This window comes from Ramlibacter sp. (assembly GCF_035554825.1).
Lineage (GTDB): Bacteria > Pseudomonadota > Gammaproteobacteria > Burkholderiales > Burkholderiaceae_C > Ramlibacter.
In genome coordinates this window covers 16,738-37,298 of sequence record NZ_DATMHS010000083.1, presented here as the reverse complement: position 1 = coordinate 37,298, position 20,561 = coordinate 16,738, and the positions used below count along the sequence as shown (strand labels likewise).

Genomic DNA, 20,561 nt, shown 5'->3' with positions numbered 1-20,561 from the left:
GTCTCCTTGAGGGGTCAGCGGCAGGGCCGCAGCTTGATGGCCGACAGCAGCGGCCGCACGGCCGCCAGGCGCGGCGGCGCGGCCACCAGCTTGAGCAGCTGCGCGCGCGTTTCGGGATGCTCCTGCAGCACCCGGGCGCTGCGCACGCCCTGCTCGGCGAGCGCCTGCAGCCGGGCGTTGGCGGCCGCCTCGCTGGCGAAGCGGCCGAGCGCCAGGCCGGGTTCGAGCGCGGGGTCGGCCAGCGCTTCGAAGCTGACGCCCAGCTGCCGCAGCTGCGCCCGCTTGCGAGCCAGCTGCTCGCCGTTGTCGTACTTGCCCATGTAGACGAGCCAGCTGCCCGGCTGCACCGCCGGCTCGACCGACCAGGTTCCGGCGGGCCAGGCCTGCAGCGCGGTCTTCACCGGCCCCCATTGCGCCTCGTCGAGCGGGCCGGCGAGCAGGCATTCGGCCGTGGCGGCGGCACCGGTTTCGGGCCGGCGCGCTTCCGGCTCGCGCAGGATCTGCACCGCTTCGGGCCGGATCTGCTGCTGCAAGCGCTGCGGCTCGGCGTTCTGCATCGGCGCCAGGCCCCATGCGCCCAGCAGCCCCTGCGACCACGCGAAGTAGCCGGCATTGGCAAGCAGCAGCGCGAGGACCAGCAGCCGCAGCATCAGGCGGGACGGACGCTCACTTCGGAACTGACGACGGTGTGCACGGCCAGGCCAGTATGCACGATCAGGGCGCCGAACTCGTTGGTGCCCAGCGCCTGGCCCTCGCGGCCGTCGCTCAGGACGACGCGGCGGCCGCGCAGCGCGTCGCGGGCCTCGAAGCCCGGCCGAAACGGCGCGAAGCCGGCCCGCTCGAAGGCGAGCAGGCCGCCGACCAGGGGCGCCGCGATCCGTTCCAGGGCCCCGCCGGCGTCGATCGCCGGCACCAGCGCTCGCAGCCCGGCCGGCGGGGTCGAGAGCGCGTCCGCGGCCGCGGGTGGCTCCAGGTTGATCCCGACGCCGACCACGGCAGAGCGGCCGGTGCCAGGCCCGTTGGAAGCCGTTTCGATCAGGATGCCGGCCAGCTTGCGGTCCTGCAGCCACAAGTCGTTGGGCCACTTCAGCCGGATGTCCGGGTGCAGGCTCTCGGCCAGCGTGACGCCGACCGCCAGCGAGAGGCCGGACCAGTCGGCCGGCGCCAGCGGCAGCCCGAGCGAGCAGGTCAGGGAGGCGCCCGGCTCGCTCTGCCATGCCCGGCCGAGGCGGCCGCGGCCGGCGCTCTGGCGCGCCGCGACCAGCAGCACCGGCTCCAGCCGGCCGGCGCGGGCTCGCCGCATCAGCTCGCTGTTGGTCGAGTCCAGCTCGGGCACGACCTCGACCGTGAAACCGGGCAGCAGCGGCGTGACGGCCTGCCAGATGGCTTCGGCGGCGCGCGCCAAGCTGTTCATGACCGGCCCGGCGGCCGCTGCCGGGTCGGCCGTGGGCGGGAGCCCGCCGGCAATCACTTGCGCTGCCCGCGCTTGGGCGCCAGCAGCGTCCCGCGGCAGTTCTTGGCGCCGCACCAGCAGGGGTACTCGGCCTTGAGCTTGGGCGTGTAGCGCTCATCGATGATCAGGCCGTAGTCGTAGTTCAGCTCCTCGCCCGCCTCGATGTTGCGCAAGGCCTTGATGAACACGCGGCCGCCATCCTCGTCCGCCTCGCAGTTGGGATCGCACGAGTGGTTGATCCAGCGCGAGGAATTGCCGCCGTGCTTGGCATCGATCACGTGCTTGTCGTCGACATGGAAGTAAAAGGTGTGGTTGGGATCCTTCGGATCGTGCGGATGGCGGCGCTGCGCCTCCTTCCAGCTGATCACCTCGCCCACGTATTCGATGATCGTTTCACCCTCGGCGATCGGCTGGACGGCGAAAACGCCCTTGCCGTGCACCCCGGAACGCCTGACCTGGATGCGGCGCGAGCCGGCGCTGTCATTGGGCGCGGCGGCGCGCCCGGGAGCGCCGGCCCGGCGGCCGGCGGCGGTTTTTTCTGCCATGGGTGAAAGTCTGTTAATTTGAATGTGCACACGTACGCGCGTGCGCGCGTACGCGCGTGCGAAGCGCAGATTGTAAGGACGGCGGCGCCCGCAAGGCGGCCGCACTGGCAGGAACCAAGAAGATGGCGAAGACACTGGTCATAGCGGAGAAGCCCTCGGTGGCGCAGGACATCGTCCGCGCGCTCACGCCCGTGGCCGGCAAGTTCGACAAGCACGACGACTACTTCGAGAACGACACCTACGTCGTCACCAGCGCCGTCGGCCACCTGGTGGAGATCCAGGCACCGGAGGAATTCGACGTCAAGCGCGGCAAGTGGAGCTTCGCCCACCTGCCCGTGATCCCGCCGTACTTCGACCTGAAACCGGTCGACAAGACCAAGTCGCGCCTGAACGCGGTGGTGAAGCTCGCCAAGCGCAAGGACGTGGCCGACCTGGTGAACGCCTGCGACGCCGGCCGCGAGGGCGAGCTGATCTTCCGGCTGATCCAGCAGTTTGCCGGCGGCGCCAAGCCGCTGGACAAGCCGGTGCGCCGGCTGTGGCTGCAGTCGATGACCCCGCAGGCGATCCGCGACGGGTTCGAGAAGCTGCGCAGCGACAAGCAGATGGAGGGCCTGGCCAACGCCGCCCGCTCGCGCTCCGAGGCGGACTGGCTGGTCGGCATCAACGGCACCCGGGCGATGACCGCCTTCAATTCGCGCGACGGCGGCTTCTTCCTGACCACCGTCGGCCGGGTGCAGACGCCGACGCTGGCGGTGGTGGTGGAGCGCGAGGAGCAGATCCGCAAGTTCGTCAGCCGCGACTACTGGGAGATCCACGCCAGCTTCCTGGCGGAGGCCGGCGAGTACCAGGCCAAGTGGTTCGATCCGAACTGGAAGAAGAACCCCGACGATGCCGAGCAGAAGGCCGACCGCGTCTGGTCGCAGCGCGAAGCGATGGCGATCGCCGACGCCGTGCGCGGCAAGGCGGCCACCGTCACCGAAGAATCGAAGCCGACCACGCAGGCGTCGCCGGGCCTGTTCGACCTGACCTCGCTGCAGCGCGAAGCCAACGGCCGCTTCGGCTATTCGGCCAAGACCACGCTGGCGCTGGCGCAGAGCCTGTACGAGCGGCACAAGGCGCTGACCTATCCGCGGACCGACTCGCGCCACCTGCCGGAGGACTATCTGCCGGTGGTGCGCAACACCATGGGCATGCTCGCCGGCAGCGGCATGAAGCACCTGGCGCCGTTCGCGCAGCAGGCGATGGACGACGGCTACGTCAAGCCGAGCAAGCGCATCTTCGACAACGCCAAGGTCAGCGACCACTTCGCCATCATCCCGACGCTGCAGGCGCCCAGCGGCCTGTCCGACGCCGAGCAGCGGCTCTACGACCTGGTCGTGCGGCGCTTCCTGTCGGTGTTCTTCCCGAGCGCCGAATTCCTGGTGACGACCCGCATCTCGCAGGCGGTGGGCCACAGCTTCAAGACCGAGGGCAAGGTGCTGGTCAAGCCGGGCTGGCTCGCGATCTGGGGCAAGGAAGCGGCGGCCGAGGTCGAAGGGGCCAAGGAAGGGGACAAGGGCCAGAGCCTGGTGCCGGTCAAGCCGGGCGAGATGGTGCGGGCCGAAACCGTCGAGCCGCGCGGGCTCAAGACCCGGCCGCCCGCCCGTTACAGCGAAGCCACGCTGCTCACCGCGATGGAAGGCGCCGGCAAGTTCATCGAGGATGACGAACTGCGCGAGGCGATGCAGGAGAAGGGCCTGGGCACGCCGGCCACCCGCGCCGCCATCATCGAAGGCCTGATCAACGAGAAGTACATGCTGCGCGAGGGGCGCGAGCTGATTCCCACGGCCAAGGCGTTCCAGCTGATGACGCTGCTGCGCGGCCTCGGCGTGGAGGAACTGTCGCGCCCCGAGCTCACCGGCGACTGGGAATACAAGCTCGCGCAGATGGAACACGGCAAGCTCTCGCGCGACGAGTTCATGCGCGAGATCGCGGAGATGACCAAGCGCATCGTGCGCAAGGCCAAGGAGTACGACCGCGACACCGTGCCCGGCGACTACGCCACGCTGCAAACGCCCTGCCCCAACTGCGGCGGCGTGGTCAAGGAGAACTACCGCCGCTACGCCTGCACCGGGGCCAAGGGCGACGCCGAAGGCTGCGGCTTCTCGTTCACCAAGATTCCGGCCGGCCGCGCCTTCGAGCAGGACGAGGTGGAGCAGTTCCTGCGCGACAAGCGCATCGGCCCGCTGGAAGGCTTCCGCTCCAAGGCGGGCTGGCCGTTCACGGCGGAAATCGCGCTGAAGTACAGCGACGAGGACAGGAACTGGAAGCTGGAGTTCGATTTCGGCAAGGAAGACAACCCGGCCGAGACCGGCGAACTGGTGGACTTCGGCGGCCAGGAGCCGCTGGGCGCCTGCCCCAAGTGCGGCGCGCGCGTGTTCGAGTTTGGCAGCAACTACGTCTGCGAGAAATCGGTGCCCACGCCGCAGCAGCCGGCGCCGTCCTGCGACTTCAAGAGCGGCAAGGTGATCCTGCAGCAGCCGGTGGCGCGCGAGCAGATGGCCAAGCTGCTCGCCAGCGGCAAGACCGACCTGCTCGACAAGTTCGTCTCCATGCGCACGCGCCGGCCGTTCAAGGCCTTCCTCGCCTGGGACGGCGAAGCCGGCAAGGTCAATTTCGAGTTCGAGCCCAGGGCCTCGAAATTCCCGCCGCGCAAGGGCGCCCCCGGCAAGCCGGCCGCCAAGGAGCCGGCGGCCCGCTATGCGCCCGCGGCCAAGGGCGCGGCGAAGAAGGCGCCGGCCAAGAAGGCCGCGCCCGCCAAGAAGGCCGCGGCCAAGGCCCCGCGCAAGCCCGGCGCCGGCCTGAAGCCCAGCCCGCAGCTGGCGGCGGTGATCGGCGCCGAACCGGTGGCCCGCACCGAGGTGATCAAGAAGCTGTGGGACTACATCAAGGCCCACGGGCTGCAGGATGCGCAGAACAAGCGCGCCATCAATGCCGACGACAAGCTGCTGGCGGTGTTCGGCAAGCCGCAGGTGACGATGTTCGAGCTGGCCGGCATCGTCGGCCGCCACTTGTCGGCAGAATAGCGCCAGCGCAGGGAGCAGTTGGCAGGACCGGGCTGGAGGGGCCCGAGGAGAAGTCATGAAGCTCAATCCCGGCCGCGGACAGGTGCCGTGGCTGCTCGCGGCCGGACTGCTGGCCGCGGCCCCGGCGCCGGCGGCCGTACCGGCCGGCGCCGCCGCCGAAATCCTCACGCTGCAGGGCGCCGGCGACCAGCGCCCGGCCGGCCACGAACAGTGGTCGCCGGCCCAGGTCGCGCAGCCGCTGGCGGCCGGCGATTTCGTGCGCACCCGCGAAGCCGCGCGCATGGCGCTGCTGTTCGCCGACCAGACCCAGGTGCGGCTGCACCAGAACACGGTGCTGCAGGTCAAGGCCGTCGCCAGCCCGGCCCGCCCGCTCACCTCGATCCTGCTGGAAATCGGTCGCGCCTGGGCGCAGACGCGCCGCCCGCCGGCCAGCCGGCTCGAGCTGCACACGCCGACGGCGACCGCCGGCATCCGCGGCACCGACTGGGACATCGAGGTCGATCGCGACGGCCGGACGCTGCTCACGGTGCTGTCCGGCAGCGTGACGCTGTCCAACGCGCAGGGCGAGATCACCGTCGGCAGCAACCAGGCCGCGCTGGCCGAGGCCGGCAAGCCGCCGGTGCGCATCCAGCTGTCGCAGCCGCGCGACCGCGTGCAGTGGGTCAATGCGCTGGCGGCCGATCCGCTGCGCATGCTGCCGCCGCAGGACGTGCCGCCGGCGCTCGCGGACGCGCGCGCGGCGCTGGCACGGCGCGACCTGCCGGCGATGCAGCGGGCGATCGAAGCGGCGCGCGGCCACGCCGGCGCCGCCTGGGTGGCGACCTTCGAGGCCGCGCGCGAGATCCTGGCGCAGCGCAGCGACCTGGCTGCCGCGCGGCTGCGCGCGACGCTCGCCGCCGGCGATGCGCCCCCGGCCGCCTACGCCCTGCTGGCCGACGTCCAGACGGTCGACGGCGAGCACGCCGAAGCGCAGTCGACGCTGGCCGCCGGCCTGCGGCGTTTCCCAGGCGTGCCGCAGTTGCGGGCGCAGGCCGCGCACGTGCTGCTGCTGGCGGGCCGGCTGCGCGCGAGCGCGCAGGCGCTGGCGCCGGTGCAGGCGGGCGATCCGGCGGTGCTGTGGCTGGAACGCGGCGCGCTCGCACGGCGCGAGGGCGACGCGGCAGGCACGCTCGCGGCCTACACCCAGGCCACGCGGCTCGCGCCCGACGACGACCGCGGCTGGTTCGGCCTGGGCAGCGCCCACACCGAGCGCGAGGACAGCGTGCCGGCCCGCGCCGCCCTGGACCGTGCGCTGCAGTTGAACCCGCACGGCCCCGGCTACCGCGGCGAGCTCGGCACGCTCGAGACCTTCCGCCATTCGCTGCGCGCGGCCGGCGCCGCCTTCGACGCCGCGCTGGCCGACAACCCGGCCGACTACGTGGCGCTCACCGGACGCGGGCTGCTGCGCGTCAAACAGGGCGAGCCGGCGGCGGCGCTCGACGATTTCCTGCGGGCCGGCGTCATGGAGCCGCGCTATGCCCGGGCCAGGACCTACACGGCCGTCGCCTACTGGCAGCTCGGGCGGCGCGAGGATGCGCTGGTCACGCTGCGGCAGGCGGCGGCGCTGGACGACAAGGACCCGGTGCCCTGGCTGTTCCTCGCGCAGGTCTACGCCGACCTGTTCCGCGCCGGCGAGGCGGTGCAGGCGGCGCGCGAGGCGGGCCGCCGCATGCCGTACCTGAAGTCGCTCAACCAGCTGGCGAGCGACCAGCAGGGGCGCGCCAGCCTCGGGGCCTCGCTGGCGTTCTTCGGCATGGAGGACTGGGCCTTCGAGCTGGCGCACGAGGGCGAGTACCCGTACTGGGGCGGCAGCCACCTGTTCCTCGCCGACCGCTACCCGGGCGAGTTCAACAAGAACTCGGAGCTGTTCCAGGGCTTCCTGGCCGACCCGCTGGCGTTCGGCGGCAGCCCGCGCTTCTCGACGCTGCTGCAGCGGCCCGGCGCCTACGGCGTCGCCGGCTTCACCTTCGACCACGACGCCTACCGGCTGCGCGGGCCGTCGCTGGCGGTGAACGGGCTCGTGCCGGGCGAGACGCCGGTGGCCTTCTTCGCGAAGGCGCAGGGCGCGGCCGTGCGGCGGCTGCCGGTCGATCTCGGCCTTTCCCGCGAAGCCTTCGACGGCCGCGCCGGCGTCGGCACGGTGGCGATCGGCGCCCGCCCGACCGAGCGCCTGGGCACGCTGCTGTACCTGACGCAGACCGACATCCGGCTGTCGAGCCAGCGCCCGGCGGACCTGTTCGGCGACGGCACGCTGGCCACCGGGCAGATCGACAACACGACCCGGCAGGCCACCTTCGGCCTGTCGTACCGCTGGTCGCCGACGGCGCAGACCTGGCTGAAGTTCGGCTCGGGCACGGACCGCTCCGGGATCGACGGCCTGCAATCCCGGTTCGCCAACGAGCTGGGCGCCGGCGCGCTGGGCCTGGTCGGCTCGCTCGCCAAGCGCACCACCGACGTCCAGCTGCGGCACACCTTCGATCCCGACGGCGACAGCCGCCTCGCGTTCGGCGTGGAACACGTTCGCGAGCGGCAGTCCAACCAGATGGCCGGCGCCGGGCCGGTGCAGCTGAACGTGTTCGGCCTGGCGCTGCCCGACACCATGGTGTTCAGCGGCTTCAACGAGATCCGCCGCCGCTTCTCCGCGCTGACGCTGGCCGGCGAGCGGCAGCTCGGGCCCGACCTGCGCCTGGACGCCGCGCTGGCGGCCAACTGGCTGCCGCAGGACGTGCACGGCGAGAACCGCATCGGCTTTCTCGCCCTGGGCGCGGCCGACCGCGCGACTGCCGACCAGCGCGGCACGGGGCGCAGCGTCACGCCCCGGCTCGGCGTCGTGGTCCGCCCGCGTCCTGGCCTGACGCTGCGCACCGCCTACCAGGACTGGGTGCGGCCGCTCAGCGTCAGCACCCTCAATCCGGTGCACACCGCGGGCATCCCGGTGGAAGACCGGCTGGTCGAAGCCGGCGGGCGCCAGCGCCGCCTGGTCGCGCAGGTGGCGGCCACGCTCGGCGAGCGCACCTTCGTGGCGACCCGGCTCGACCACCTGCGGGTCGCCAACCCGGTCTCGCCCGGCGTCGACCTGCGCACCCCCAGCCTGCCGTTCCTCGAAGAACTGCGCAACGCCCAGGTGGTGAACCTGTCGACCGCCGACCTGATCGAGGCGGCGCCCTCGTTCCAGCGCGGCACCGTCCGCGCGGCGACGCTCGCCGTGAACCACATGTTCACGCCGCACGTCAGCGGGCACCTGAAGCTGCTGCGGATGGACACGAGCAGCAGCGACGACGCGGCCGCCACCGCCGGCGGCAAGCAGATCCCTTACCTGCCGCGCTCGACCGTGGCGCTGGGCGCGACGCTCGCCAGCGCGAGCCGCGTCTACCTGAGCGGGCGCCTCGTCCACCGCGGGCGGCGCTTCGAGGACCCGGAGAACCTGGTGGCGCGCCCGGCCGGCACGACCCTGGACCTCATGGGCTTCTGGGAGACCGCCGACAAGCGCTGGGTGATCGGCGCCGCGGCGCTCAACCTGCTGGGCGCCACATCGGATCGCCAGTCGCGGCGGCTGCTGCTCGATGCGCGCTACCGCTTCTGAGGACCGCCGGCGCGAACGCGCCGCGCGCATCGGCGCCGCGCTGGCGGCCGCCGTGCTGGGGTGGGCGCTCTCGCTCACGGCGCCGGCGCGACTGCTCGAGGGCAAGGTGTTTGACCTGTTCACGACGCTGGCCGCGCCGGGCGCCAGCACCTTGCCGATCACGATCCTGGCGGTGGACGAGCCGAGCTTCCAGGAACTGCAACAGCAGTGGCCGTTTCCGCGCAGCCTGCATGCCCAGCTGCTGCGGCGGCTGGCGGCCGACGGCGCCGCGGCGGTCGGCTTCGACATCGTGTTCGCCGATCCGGGCGCCCCAGGCGAGGACGCCGCCTTCGCCGACGCCATCGCGGCCGCGCCGCCGGTGGTGCTGGCGAGCGCGCGCGAGATGCTCGACAGCGCCAGCGCGACGCTGTGGACCCAGGTGCGCCCGCTCGATGCGCTGCTGGCGGCCGGCGCCACCGCCGGCGACATCCACGTGCAGCCCGACCCGGACTACGTGGTGCGGCGGCGCCCGGCCGGCGCGGCCACGATGGCCGAGGCGCTCGCGCGCGCGGTGGCACCCGCCGGCGCGGCGCCGCCGCGCGGTGAGCTGATCGAATACCTGGGCCCGCGCGGCACGATCGACACCCGCTCGTACTACCAGGCGGTGCGGCCCGGCCTGCTGCCGCCCGGCTTCTTCCGCGGCAAGATCGTGCTGGTCGGCCGCAGCACGCGCAGCGCCGCCGAACTGCGCACGGCGCAACCCGACACCTTCAACTCGCCGTTCCTGCTGGGACCCGACAGCGCCTTCCCCGGCGTCGAAATCCAGGCCACGCTGCTGGCCAACCGGCTCGCCGGCGGCGGCATCCGCGAGCTCGATCGCGCCTGGCCGCTGGCCGTCGTGCTCGCGCTGGCGCTGGGGCTGGCGCTCAGCCGGGTCACCGCGCACCCGGTCGCCGGCATGGCCGCCGCGGCGGCAACGGCCGCCGCGCTCGGTGCGGGCTCGTGGCTGCTGTTCGACCGGGCCCGGGTGTGGCTGCCGCCGGTCCTGCCCATGCTGTCGGTGGGCGCGGCCGCCGCGGCCGCCGCCACGGTCGAATTCCTGGCGGTGCGCCGGCGCGGGCTGCACGTGCGCCGCCTGTTCTCGCACTACGTGCCGCCCGAAGTGGTGGCGCAGCTCGTCGAGCGCCCGGAGCTGCTGCGCCCGGGCGGCGAGGCGCGCGAGGTCACCGTGATGTTCACCGACCTGGCCGACTTCACGGCGCTGTCGGAACGGCTCGACCCGGCGCAGGTGGTCGAGCTGCTGACCGCCTACTTCGACGCCATGACCGCCGTGATCCACCGCTGGCACGGCACCATCGACAAGTACATCGGCGACGCGATCATGGCGTTCTGGGGCGCGCCGCTGCCGGACGACGGCCACGCCGAGCACGCGGTGCGGGCCGCCATCGAGATGCAGGCCGCGATGGAACCGCTGCGGCGCGAGCTGCGCGCGCGCGGGCTGCCGCCGGTGGCCATGCGCATCGGCCTGCACACCGGACCGGTGGTGGTCGGCAACGTCGGCTCCTCGATTCGCCTGGCCTACACGGCGGTGGGCGACACGGTGAACGTCGCGGCGCGGCTGGAAGGCGCGAACAAGGCGTTCGGCACCGGCATCCTGCTGTCGGCGGTCACGGCGGCGCGGCTGCCGCCCGGGATCGGCCTGCGGCCGCTGGAGGCGATCGCCGTCAAGGGCAAGGCCGAGCCGGTGCATGTCTTCACGCCGCTGGCCGACGGCGCCCGGGGCGGCCCGGGCGCGGCGGCGCAGCCAGCCGCCGGGCCCGGCCCGACGGCTGGTCAGCGGTGACGTTCCGTAGGATGATCGACTTCCCCACCGCAAGGAGAGCGTGATGACCGGCTTCACACTGATGAGCCCAGACCTCGAGCCCGATGCGCTGATGCCCGCCAGCTTCGAGTTCAACGGCTTCGGCTGCACGGGCGACAACCAGTCCCCGGCGCTGCGCTGGCGCGGCGCGCCGCAGGGCACCAAGAGCTATGCGGTGACCTGCTACGACCCCGATGCCCCGACCGGCTCCGGCTGGTGGCACTGGTGCGTGGTGAACATCCCGGCCGGCACGACCGAGCTGCCCCGCAATGCCGGCGCCGAAGGCGACGCCAACCTGCCGCGGGGCGCCGGCCACGTGCGCATCGACTACGGCGTGAAGGCCTGGGGCGGCCCCTGCCCGCCGCCGGGCGACCAGCCGCACCGCTACGTGTTCACGGTCCATGCGCTGGGCACCGAGCGGCTGGACCTGCCGCCGGACGCGACGGCGGCGCTGGCCGGCTTCATGATCAACGCCAACACGCTGGCCAGGGCCACGTTCACCGCCCGCTACGGCCGGCCGGCGCGGTAGCGCCCCGCCGCAGTCCCTGCCGCTGTCGCACGCATGAAGTCCAGCCTCCGCCAGCAGCCACGGGCCGCCGCCCCTGCTCCCGCCGCCGCCGAGGCGCCGCCGATCCGGACCTACCGGATGGTGGATCGTTCCGACCGGCTCGACTTCGAGATCCGCGATCACAGCGTGCGCCCGCCGGTGGTCACGCCGCACCGCCACGAGTTCTTCCAGATCGAGGCCAACATCAGCGGCGAGGCCCACCACGTGCTGGGCGGCAAGCGCTGCAGGTATCCGGCGCGGTCGCTGATCTTCATCCTGCCGTACCGGGTGCATTACGCGGCGCACGAGCTCGGCAACCCGGACTACTACGTCATCAACTTCGCCACCAACTTCCTGCGGCACGACTTCGACCTGTCGCCGCTCGAGATGGAAGAAGCCTCGATCGCGGAGTACCCGGAGCTCACGCCCTTCCTGTACGAAGGCCACGTCGACTTCGTCTTCGACGAGCGCGATTTCCAGCACGTGCTGGCGCTGCTGCAGCAGCTGACGGTGCTGCACCGCCAGCGCACGCTGGGGACGATGGAGCGCATCCGGGGCACCCTGCTGGAGCTGATCGGCTTCACCGTGGAGCGTTACGCGCAGGAGCTGCAGGCGCTGGCGGGCAGCCGCGTCTACATGCAGGGCCGCACCGATGCCTTGCGCCGGGTCCTCAAATTCATCGACGAGCACCTGGAGCGCGACATCTCGCTCAACGAGGTGGCCGAGGCCGCGTTCCTGTCGCCGAACTACCTGTCGCAGCTGCTGAAGAAGCAGACCGGCATGGCGTACGTGGAATGGCTGACGGTGCGGCGGATGGAACGCGCCCAGCACCTGCTGTCGCACACCAGGGATCGCATCTTCGAGGTGGCGAACGCCGTCGGTTTCGCCGACGAAGCCTATTTCACCCGGCGCTTCCGTCAGCGCTTCGGCCAGTCGCCCAGCGAGTACCGCAAGGCGATGCGGAATTCCTGAAGCGCCAGCAGCGGGAAACCCAACAGCCGAACGCAGAGGACGCCAAGGTGCCGCAGAGAACGCAGAAGACACCCCAGAGAAGTGAACAAGAAGACTTCGGCCTGGCGTCTGTCCCCGAATCCTCTGCGTGTTCTGCGTCCTTTTGCGTCCTCTGCGTTCGGCTGTTGGGTTGTCTCCGCTTTCACAGCAGCCGGGTCTTCACGAACTTCGCTTCCAGGTAGTCCCGGATGCCCAGCGGGCCGCCTTCGCGGCCCATCCCGCTGGCGCCGACGCCGCCGAACGGCATCTCGGCGCTGGCGATGGCGAGTTCGTTGATGCCCACCATGCCGGCCTTGATCGCCTCGCTCGCCAGCGTGGCCGTCGTCAGCGACTGCGAGAACAGGTACGACGCCAGCCCGTACTCCGTGCTGTTGGCCAGGGCGATCGCTTCGTCGAACGTGGCGAAGGGCGCGATCGGCGCCACCGGGCCGAACGGCTCCTGCCGCATGATCAGCGCGTCCTGCGGCACGTCCGCCAGCGCGGTGGGCGCGAAGAAATAGCCCTTGGTGCCGGGCAGGTGCGCCGGCCGCGCGCCGCCGGCCAGCAGCCTGGAACCGCGCTCCAGCGCATCGGCCACCAGCCGCTGCGTGTGCTCCAGGCCGCGGCGGTTCGCCAGCGGGCCGACCTCGGTCGCCGGGTCCAGGCCGGATCCGACCTTCAGGCTCCTGGCCACCTGCGCGAACCGGTCGCAGAACGCCGGGTAGATGCGTTCGTGGACGTAGAAGCGCGAAGGTGACGCGCACACCTGGCCGGCGTTGCGGTACTTGAAGCGGGCGCACTGCTCGGCCGCGTAGGCCACGTCGGCGTCCTCGAACACCAGCACCGGCGCATGCCCGCCCAGTTCCATCGAAACGCGCTTGATGCCGTCCGCGGCCAGCTGCAGCAGCTGCCGGCCGACGGCGCTGGAGCCGGTCAGGCTGATCTTCGCGACCGCCGGCGAGCGCACCAGGTACTCCGAAATGAAACGCGAATCGCCGGTGACCACGTTCACCACGCCAGCCGGGCAGCCCGCGTCGGCCAGCGCCTGCACCACCGCCATGCAGCTGCCGGCGGCTTCGCTGGCGGGCTTGACGATGATCGAGCAGCCGGCGCCCAGCGCCGCGCCGATCTTGCGCGACGGCAGCAGCGCCGGGAAGTTCCAGGCCGAGAAGGCGGCGACGACGCCGACCGGTTCGTGGCGGATCTGCATCCGCACCTGCGGCAGCCGGCTCTCGATGGTCTGGCCGTAGATGCGCTGCGTCTCGCCGGCGTACCACTCGAACTGGTCGGCCGCGTCGCGGGTCTCGCCGCACGCCTGCGCCAGCGGCTTGCCGGTCTCCTGCGACATCAGCCGGCCGATCTCCTGCTCGCGCGAACGGATCAGGTCGGCGGCCTTGCGCAGCACGGCGGCGCGGTCCCATGGCGAGGTCCGCCGCCACAGCTCGAATCCCGCCTGCGCGCTGGCCAGCGCGGCGTCGAGGTCCGCCGCCGCCGCCACCGGGATCCAGCCGAGGATGTCCTCGCTGGCCGGATCGAGCACCTCGCGCACGGCCCCGCCGGCGGCCGGGCGCCAGGCGCCGTCGATGAACAGGCCGTAATGGCGGTACAGACCGAACTCTTCGCGTTTCATTGCTTGCCGTTCCCTCAGATGGCCATGCCCTGGTAGCGCCGCTGCACGTCCTCGCACCAGTTGCCGACGTTCCACGAGCCGTACGCGCCCAGGCCGCCCTCGGGCGCCGTGCCGGCGTACACCGGCACGTGGACCAGCGACAGCCCGTCGTGCCGGTGCGCTTCCTGCAGCGCTTCCTGCAGCGCTGCCGCGGTCTCGCCGCCCCACACCGCCTTGACGCCGCCGATGCTCGATGCCAGCTGCACGTAGTCGACGGGCACGCCGTCGCTGGTGCGGAAGTCGACGCCGTACTGCGCGTGCTGCAGGCCGGAGATGGCGGCCATGCGGCGGTTGTCGAAGATCACGATCATGCCGCGCGCGCCGTGCTGCACGGCATCGATCAGCGCCTGCGGGTTCATCATGAACGAGCCGTCGCCGGTGAACGCGATCGCGTAGCGCGGCTTGGCCGCCAGCGCGGACGCGATCACCGCGCAGGTGGCGAAGCCCATGTACGACGCGCCCGATTCGGTGAAGGTCTCGAACGGCTGGTCGTCCTCCACGGTCTGGAAGCCGTTGGCTTGCACGTCGCCCGCGTCGAAGAACTTCACGGCCCCGATCGCCTTGGCGAAGTCGCATACCTGCTTGATCGCCGCCGGCTGGGTCAGCACCGGCCGCCGCCACACCGGGTCCTCCAGTCCTGCGATCGACTGCCGCTGCGCCAGGAACGACTTCCACTCGCGCTTGGCGCGCGCGCAGTCCTCCAGCCAGGCCTGCCGCCCGGCCGAGCGGTCCGGCGCCTCACCGATGGCTTCGAGCAGCTGCCCGATCACCATCGTGATGTCGCCGGTCAGCGCCAGGGTGCGGTTGTAGTGGGTCGCGTCGGCGAGGTCGGCATTGATGTTGATGACGTGCTGCGCAGCGGGGTAGCCGACGCCGGAGCAGTCGGCCTGGCACACCCCGCGCGAGCCGACGACCAGCAGCAGCTCGCCGCGCTCCATCGCGAAGTTGCCGCTGATGGAACCCTTGCTGCCGCCCACGTGCATGTTCTGCGGGTGCGCGTCCGGCAGCACGCCGGTCGACCCCGGCGACAGCACCACGGCCGCGCCGATGCGCTCGGCCAGCACGCGGATCGCGCCGGCCGCCTCGCGCCCGCCGCCACCGACCTTCATCACGATCTTGGGCGACTGCGCGATCAGCGCCGCCGCCTGCGCCAGCAGCCCGCGATCGCCGATCGCGGCCCTGGGCGCCTGCAGCCGCTCGGGCAGCGACGCCAGGTTGAGGTCCTGGATCGTCCTGGGCTGCGTGTTCAGCGGCAGCAGCAGGTAGAACGGGCCGGCCTTGTACGGATGGTGCACGCACTGGGTGCCGCGCCGCAGCGCGTCGCGCAGCGCCTCGGGCGTGTGCAGCACGTAGGACTGCCCCATCATGGCGGTGATCTGGCCGTACAGGCCCTGCAGCGGCTTGGGGATCTGCTGCATGTTGTAGCCCTCGCCGTGCGTCGTTTCGTCACCGTAGATGTGGTAGACGCCGACGCCGTTGCTGGCCGCCGCCAGCGAGCCGGCCATCGCCTGCAGCCCGCCCGGGCCGATCGACGTCACGACGGCGCAGGTCTCGCGATGCACCCACGCCAGCGCCGTGCCGGCATGGGCCATCTCCACCTCGTTGCGGAAGTTGAAGACCTGGGTCACGCCCGCTTCGCTGTAGACGCGCAGCACCTCCGCCAGGTCGGTGGAGCCGTGGCCGAAGATCGCCAGGTACTTGGTCACGCCCTGCCGCAGCAGGCCCAGCACGAGGCCTTCCGACAGCGACACGCTGGCGCGCGCGGGCAGCAGCCCCTGCGCCAACGCGGCGTTCAGGCTCCCGGCCCGGGCGATCGCGGCGGCACGCATCTGCTGGCCCGCCAGGCCGGGCAGTTCGGCCAGCGGCAGTTCGGCAATCTGGTTCATTGGTTCTCTCGGGGCAACGGGAGCGCGGCGGGGCGCCGCGCTTACTGGGTCTTCCTCAGGCCGGCCTTTTCCATCGCGCGCGCCAGCAGCTGGTCGTCGGCGGCGATGGTCGGGCCGAAATCGGTGGCCGGCTGGAACGCCGGCGCGAAGCCGAGCTTCTCGCCCTGGGCGCGGAATTCCGGCGTGTTGACGGCGGCGCGCACGGCCTGCTCCAGCCTGGCCACGACCGGCTTGGGCGTGCCCCTGGGCACGGCGATGCCGCGCCACATGTCGGCCTGGAACTTCATGCCCTGCTCGATGGCGGTGGGCACGTTGGGGAAGGCCGGCTCGCGCTGCGAGGCGAGCACGCCCAGCACCTTGACGTTGCCGGCCTTGGCCAGCGGCGCCAGCGCGCCGGGCAGCTGCACCACGGCATCGATGTGGCCGCCCAGCAGGCTGGTGACGACCTGCGCCTGCCCGAACGGCACGTGGCTCACCTCCACCCGCTGGTCGTTGAAGAAGCCGACGCCGGTGATGTGGGTGTGGCTGCCGAGCCCGGAGTTGCCGACCTTGAGCGCACCCGGCTTCTGCCTGGCGTACTCGACCAGGTCCTTCAGGCTGTTCCAGGGCGAGTCGCCCTTGACGGCGACCACCGGCAGTTCGACCGTGACCCGGGCCACCGGGTCGAAGGCCTTGTAGTCGAAGGGCGTCAGGCCCGAATAGTGCACCGTCGAGATGGAGTTCGAGTTGAACACCATCGAGTAGCCGTCCGGCTTCTGGCCGTACACGTACTTGTAGCCGATCGCCCCGCCGGCGCCCGGGCGGTTCACCACCGTCACCGGCTGCCCGAGCTGCTTGGACATGCCATCGGCCAGGACCCGTGCCACGACGTCGGCGGACGAGCCGGCGGGAAACAGCACGGTGAGTTCCACCGGCTTGGCCGGGAAGTCCTGCGCGGCCGCGGCCAGCGCGCCGCCGGCCAGCAGCGCCAGGGCCCACCGCTTGATCGAGAGGGACCGTGGTCCGGTCGGAAAGGCGAAGTTCATGTCTGTCTCCTTGTATTCGTGGTCGTGCCCGGGGCACCGGCGCATTCTGTCGCGCGCCTCACGCACCGGGGGCTTGCTCAGGCAACCTTGCGCAGCGGCGCCTTCGCCGCTCGCTTGTCGCGCAGGGCCGCCAGCACCCGCTCCGGGGTCGCCGGCAGCCGTGTCATGCGCACCCCGACGGCGTCGTGGATCGCGTTGACGATCGCCGCCGCGGTCGGCGTGATCGCGGGCTCGCCGATGCCCTTGACGCCCAGCGGCGTCTTCGGGTCGGGCTCGGTGATCAGCACCGAGGTGACCCTGGGCACGTCCAGCGCCGTCGGCAGGATGTACTTGGCGAAGCCCGGCGTCGTGGTCTGGCCCTCGACCTGGATGTAGTCTTCCATCAGCGCGTGGCCCAGCGCCATCACCACGCCGCCCTCGATCTGCCCTTCGACCTGCTGCGGATTGACCACCCGGCCGACGTCGTGCGCGGCCCACACGCCCAGCACCTGCACCTCGCCGGTGTCGTCGTCGACCTCCACCTCGGCGATCTGCGCGCCGAACACGTAGCTTTGCCACGGGGTCGCGGCGCCGGTCTCGGCGTCGAGCGCGGTGTGCTTCGAGGTGAACAGGCCGCTGCCGACGATGACGATGCCCCGCTCCTTCTTGAGCACGTGCACCGCGTGTTCCATCGTCATGCGCTTGCTCGCCGAGCCCTCGACCCACACCTCGCCGGCGAAGGCCTTGATGCTTTCGGGCGTCACGCCCCAGTACTCGCCCATGGCGGCGCGGAACTTGCCGAACGCCTCGCGGCAGCCGATCGCCACCGCATTGCCGATCATGTAGGTCATGCGGGTGGCGCCGGCATGCGCGGCCTCCGGCACCCGCGCGGTGTCGTTGTCGCCCAGCACGATGTCCTCGGGCCGCACGCCCATCTCCTGCGCCGCGATCTGGCACAGGCCCGTCAGCACGCCCTCGCCGATCTCGGTGACGCCGGTGGCGATCTTCACGGTGCCGCCGTCGTCGAGCTCGACCCACACGGCGGCGCGGTCCATCGCGGCGGTGCGGGCGATGCCGTACCAGCCGCAGGCGACGCCTCGTCCCTTATGCTTCATGCGCTTCTCCCTTGGCGTTGGCCGCCTGCTGGGGCGGCAGGCGCGCGCCCAATGTGCAGGGCGCGCGCGTGCCGGCGCCGCCCAGGTCCTGGCGCGGCGGCAGGCCCTGGGCCTGGCGGTGCGGCACGCCGCCGTCCCAGCCGGCCGCTTCGATCACCCCTTCCAGGCACTCGACCGCCAGCACCCGATCGAGCTGCTGGCGGGTGTGGGTGGTGGCGCCGTCGCGCATCAGGTTGACCATCCGCAGCTGCACCGGGTCCATGCCGAGCCGCTGCGCGCACAGGTCCAGGTGCGCCTCGGTCGCGAACTCGGACTGGAAGGCGCCGAACGCGCGCATCGCCCCGGCCGGCGTGTTGTTGGTGTAGACGCCGATCGCGTCGACCCAGACGTTGGGGATCGCGTACGGCCCGGGCCCGAGGATCGCCGACTTGTTCATCACGCCGGGCGTCGACATCGCGTAGGCGCCGCCGTCCGCGATCATCACCATCCTGGTCGCGACGATCCGGCCGTCGCGCTTCAGGCCCATGGTGTAGCGGATCCGGAACGGGTGGCGCTTGGCCGTGACGGCGAAGCTTTCCTCGCGCGTGAACACGTAGCGCACCGGCCGGCGGGTCTTGATCGCCGCCAGCGCCAGCATGCCCTGGTAGATCATGTCCTCCTTGCCGCCGAAGCCGCCGCCGACGGTGCTCATGATCATGCGCACCTTGTTGATCGGCCGGCCCAGGATCTTGGCCAGCATGTGCCGGTGGTGGGTGATGTTCTGGCTGGGCGACTGCACCGTGACGCAGCCGTCGGGCTCCAGGTAGGCCAGCCCCGCTTCGGGCTCCAGGTAGGCGTGCTCGATCGGCGCGGTCTGGTAGGTCTCCTCGACGACGACCTCGGCCTCCCGCAGCGCGGCCTCGACGTCGCCCTTGCGGATCTTGGTGTGCTTGCAGACGTTGCCCGGGGCGAAGTCGTGCAGCTGCACCGCGCCGGCTTCCAATGCCGCCTCCGGATCGAACAGGCCGGGCAGCACTTCGTAGTCGACCTTGATCGCCCGCACCGCGGCGCGGGCGATCTCCACGGTCTCGGCGGCGACGGCGCAGATCGCCTCGCCGACATAGCGCACCACGCCGCGCGCCATGATCGGCTGGTCCTCGATGAACACGCCGAAGTTGTCGATGCCGGGCACGTCGTCGCTGGTGATCACGCACTCGACGCCCGGCATCGCCTTGGCGGCGCTGGCATCGATCTTCACGATGCGGGCGTGCGGATGCGGGCTGCGCAGCACCTGCAGGTGCAGCATGTTGGGCAGCCACAGGTCGGCGGCGTACTTGATGGCGCCGGTCACCTTGGCCGGGGCGTCGAGCCGGCGCGTGCTGGCGCCGACGAAGCTGGCGGCCTGCTCTTCGTCGAGCGCGGACTCGGGCCTGCTGCCATTGAGCACGTCGCGCGCCAGCTCCACCGCGTCGAGTATCTTCTGGTAGCCGGTGCAGCGGCAGATGTTGCCGCCCAGGCCTTCCTTGATTTCCTCCAGGCCGGCGGCCGGATTGCGGCGCAGCGTGGCCGTCGCCGCCATCACCATGCCGGGGATGCAGTAGCCGCACTGGCTGGAGCCGGACTTGTGGAACGCGCGCTGGATCACGGTCATGCCGTGGTCGCGGTCGAGGTCGTCGACGGTCTCGATCCGCGCGCCCTGGATCTTCTGGACCGGCGTCAGGCAGCTCTTGACCAGCCTGCCGTCGACGAACATGGAGCAGGTGCCGCACTCGCCGGCGCCGCAGCCCTCCTTGTTGCCGGTGAGCTTGAGCTCCTCGCGGATGAAGTCGATCAGGCGGAAGTGCACGGGCACGGCGCGCGTGACGCTGCGGCCGTTGACGGTGGCCGTGACCTCGGTCAGCGGCGACCGGCCCGGATGCTGCGTGGCCGGTTCAGACATGGGCGGGTTCCTCCTTGGCCAGCCGCTCCAGATGAACGCCGGCATGGCCGAGCGCGGCCACCAGCGCCCGCTCGACGAAATTCACCAGCACTTCGCGCCGGTACTCCTGACGGCTGCGCGAACGCACGCGGTCGGCCACCCTGCCGGCCGCCTCCCGCACCAGTTCGGCGCTGGGCGCCTGGCCTTGCAGCGCGTGTTCGACGTCGGCCAGCCGCTGCGGCACGGGGCCCACCGCGCCGATCGCGACGCGGCAGTCCTCGATGCGGCGCCCGGCCCAGTCGAGCTTCACCAGCGCCGCCAGGCACACCGTGGAAATCACGAGCGAGCGGCGATGGCCGACCTTCTCGAATGCGGCGCCGTGGCCCGGCACGGCATCGATCTCGATCGCCGTGAGGATCTCCTGCGGCTGCAAGGCGGTCCGGCTCGGACCGAGGATGAATTCGGACAGCGGCAGCGAGCGCTCCAGCACCGCCCCGCCTTCGCGCCGCGCCAGCGTCACCGACGCGTTCATCGCCAGCAGCGCCGGCTGCGAATCGCCCGCCGGCGACGCGTTGACCAGGTTGCCGCCGATGGTGGCCTGCTCGCGGATCTGGTCGTCGGCGAACCACACGGCGCAGCAACCCAGCACCGGCGCCTGCCGCTGCAGCAGCGCGTCGTTCTGGAACGCGGCGATCGGCGTCGCCGCGCCCAGGCGGATGCGCCCGGCCGCCGCCGAAATGCCTTGCAGCTGCGGCACGCGCGTGACGTCGACCAGCGCCGGCAGGTGCACGTCGCCGGCGCGCCCCTGGCGGGCCCACGGCAGCAGGTCGGTGGCGCCCGCGACGATGCGGGCGCCGGGGATGCGCTCGATCGCGTCGAACGCGTCCTCGAGCGTGGCGGGCGTGAGGTACCGGTCGAACGTCAGCAC

The 20,561-nt window shown here is 71.8% G+C and carries 14 protein-coding genes; 5 read left to right on the top strand and 9 right to left on the bottom strand.

Annotation, left to right across the window (positions count from 1 at the left end; genetic code table 11):
• Positions 1-14: 14 nt before the first annotated feature.
• Genes VNT59_RS10830 through VNT59_RS10820 form a run of 3 tightly spaced genes read right to left on the bottom strand, consistent with a single transcriptional unit; the run spans position 15 to position 1,998 of the window.
• Positions 15-650, bottom strand: a complete 636-nt coding sequence (locus VNT59_RS10830; RefSeq protein ID WP_325498418.1) for an SPOR domain-containing protein — start codon at positions 648-650, stop codon at positions 15-17.
• Positions 650-1,414: a biotin--[acetyl-CoA-carboxylase] ligase gene (locus VNT59_RS10825; RefSeq protein ID WP_325498417.1), complete on the bottom strand. Its 765-nt coding sequence runs from the start codon at positions 1,412-1,414 to the stop codon at positions 650-652. Before VNT59_RS10825 ends, VNT59_RS10830 begins: the two co-directional genes overlap by 1 nt.
• A gap of 53 nt (positions 1,415-1,467) precedes the next feature.
• Entirely contained in the window at positions 1,468-1,998 is a 531-nt protein-coding gene (locus VNT59_RS10820) for an SET domain-containing protein (protein ID WP_325498416.1), read from the bottom strand.
• Between the two features lie 122 nt (positions 1,999-2,120).
• Between VNT59_RS10820 and VNT59_RS10815 the strand changes: the two genes are divergently transcribed.
• From VNT59_RS10815 to VNT59_RS10795, 5 genes are read left to right on the top strand one after another with little or no spacing between them, the layout of a single operon-like run.
• Positions 2,121-5,063 (top strand): DNA topoisomerase III, encoded by a 2,943-nt coding sequence (locus tag VNT59_RS10815; RefSeq protein ID WP_325498415.1) that lies wholly within the window; start codon positions 2,121-2,123, stop codon positions 5,061-5,063.
• Between the two features lie 55 nt (positions 5,064-5,118).
• Positions 5,119-8,685, top strand: coding sequence for a TonB-dependent receptor domain-containing protein (locus VNT59_RS10810; RefSeq protein ID WP_325498414.1), 3,567 nt, complete (start codon positions 5,119-5,121; stop codon positions 8,683-8,685).
• Positions 8,666-10,507: an adenylate/guanylate cyclase domain-containing protein gene (locus tag VNT59_RS10805; RefSeq protein ID WP_325498413.1), complete on the top strand. Its 1,842-nt coding sequence runs from the start codon at positions 8,666-8,668 to the stop codon at positions 10,505-10,507. The genes VNT59_RS10810 and VNT59_RS10805 overlap by 20 nt, the downstream gene beginning before the upstream one ends.
• 43 nt (positions 10,508-10,550) lie before the next feature.
• Positions 10,551-11,054: a YbhB/YbcL family Raf kinase inhibitor-like protein gene (locus tag VNT59_RS10800; RefSeq protein WP_325498412.1), complete on the top strand. Its 504-nt coding sequence runs from the start codon at positions 10,551-10,553 to the stop codon at positions 11,052-11,054.
• A gap of 33 nt (positions 11,055-11,087) precedes the next feature.
• Entirely contained in the window at positions 11,088-12,044 is a 957-nt protein-coding gene (locus tag VNT59_RS10795) for an AraC family transcriptional regulator (protein WP_325498411.1), read from the top strand.
• Between the two features lie 181 nt (positions 12,045-12,225).
• Here the strand turns inward: VNT59_RS10795 and VNT59_RS10790 are convergent, their stop codons facing one another.
• The 6 genes from VNT59_RS10790 to VNT59_RS10765 all read right to left on the bottom strand — a co-directional run bounded on the left by VNT59_RS10790 (position 12,226) and on the right by VNT59_RS10765 (position 20,561).
• The gene (locus tag VNT59_RS10790; protein WP_414708377.1) at positions 12,226-13,671 is read right to left on the bottom strand and encodes an NAD-dependent succinate-semialdehyde dehydrogenase; all 1,446 of its coding nucleotides are present in this window, start codon (positions 13,669-13,671) and stop codon (positions 12,226-12,228) included.
• Positions 13,672-13,706: 35 nt separating this feature from the next.
• Positions 13,707-15,617: a thiamine pyrophosphate-dependent enzyme gene (locus tag VNT59_RS10785; RefSeq protein WP_325498409.1), complete on the bottom strand. Its 1,911-nt coding sequence runs from the start codon at positions 15,615-15,617 to the stop codon at positions 13,707-13,709.
• Positions 15,618-15,658: 41 nt separating this feature from the next.
• A complete protein-coding gene (locus VNT59_RS10780; protein WP_325498408.1) occupies positions 15,659-16,642 on the bottom strand; it encodes a tripartite tricarboxylate transporter substrate binding protein in 984 nt (327 codons plus the stop codon).
• A 77-nt stretch (positions 16,643-16,719) separates the two neighbouring features.
• The gene (locus VNT59_RS10775; RefSeq protein ID WP_325498407.1) at positions 16,720-17,736 is read right to left on the bottom strand and encodes a xanthine dehydrogenase family protein molybdopterin-binding subunit; all 1,017 of its coding nucleotides are present in this window, start codon (positions 17,734-17,736) and stop codon (positions 16,720-16,722) included.
• A complete protein-coding gene (locus VNT59_RS10770) occupies positions 17,726-19,654 on the bottom strand; it encodes a molybdopterin-dependent oxidoreductase (protein WP_325498406.1) in 1,929 nt (642 codons plus the stop codon). Before VNT59_RS10770 ends, VNT59_RS10775 begins: the two co-directional genes overlap by 11 nt.
• Positions 19,647-20,561, bottom strand: coding sequence for an FAD binding domain-containing protein (locus tag VNT59_RS10765; RefSeq protein WP_325498405.1), 915 nt, complete (start codon positions 20,559-20,561; stop codon positions 19,647-19,649). The genes VNT59_RS10770 and VNT59_RS10765 overlap by 8 nt, the downstream gene beginning before the upstream one ends.